Source organism: Frankia sp. AiPs1, assembly GCF_023716945.1.
GTDB lineage: Bacteria > Actinomycetota > Actinomycetes > Frankiales > Frankiaceae > Frankia.
On sequence record NZ_JAMQQF010001132.1, the window covers coordinates 1 to 695 of the forward strand.

The following is a 695-nucleotide window of genomic DNA, read 5'->3' on the forward strand; positions in this document are numbered from 1 at the left end:
GCGGTGCGCACCGCCGCGGCGACGGCTCCGGTCCTCGACCCCCCGCTGCGGCGAGCCCCCGCCCGGACGCGGCTCACGGTGGTCCGCCCGGCGCCGACGGGGGCTCGCAAGGGGCCGTTCGTCGTCCTGCTGCTGGTCCTGCTCGGCGCCGGCCTGCTGGGTCTGCTCGGGCTCAACCTCGCGCTGATGGAGAACTCGTTCCAGGAGAACACTCTGCGTAACAGGGCTTCCGCTCTGGCGGACGACGAGCAGTCGCTCGCGGTGCGGGCCGACCAGCTCTCCGACCCGGCGGCGCTGGCTGCCCAGGCCAGCCGCTACGGCCTGGTGCCCGGCGGGGTGCCCGAGTACCTCGCGCCGGGCACCCCGCTGCCGCCAGGCGCCCGGGTGCTGTCCCGGGAGCCGGGCAGCGGCTCGATCCTGGTGATCGTGCCCGCCCCGGCGGGTCAGCAGCCTCCGGCCGGCGCGGGCCCAGCCGGCTCCGGTGCGGCCACCGCCGGCTCCGGTGCGGCCACCGCCGAGTCCGGTGCGGCCACTGCCGAGTCCGGGACAGGCACGACGGCGGCCGTCGGCACGGGCGATGCGGCGGCAACCGGCGCGAACACCGGTGCTGGCGCGAACACCGGTGCTGGCGCGAACACCGGCGCCGGCGCGGCGGCGGGCGCGGCCGTGGGATCGCAGCAGCCGGCCTCGGGGAC

Annotated in this window: 1 protein-coding gene; it reads left to right on the forward strand. The window is 78.4% G+C overall.

Features of this window, described 5'->3' with window-relative positions; genetic code table 11:
• On the forward strand, window positions 1-695 hold a 695-nt coding region (locus ND748_RS33290), incomplete at both ends, for a hypothetical protein (RefSeq protein ID WP_251750190.1).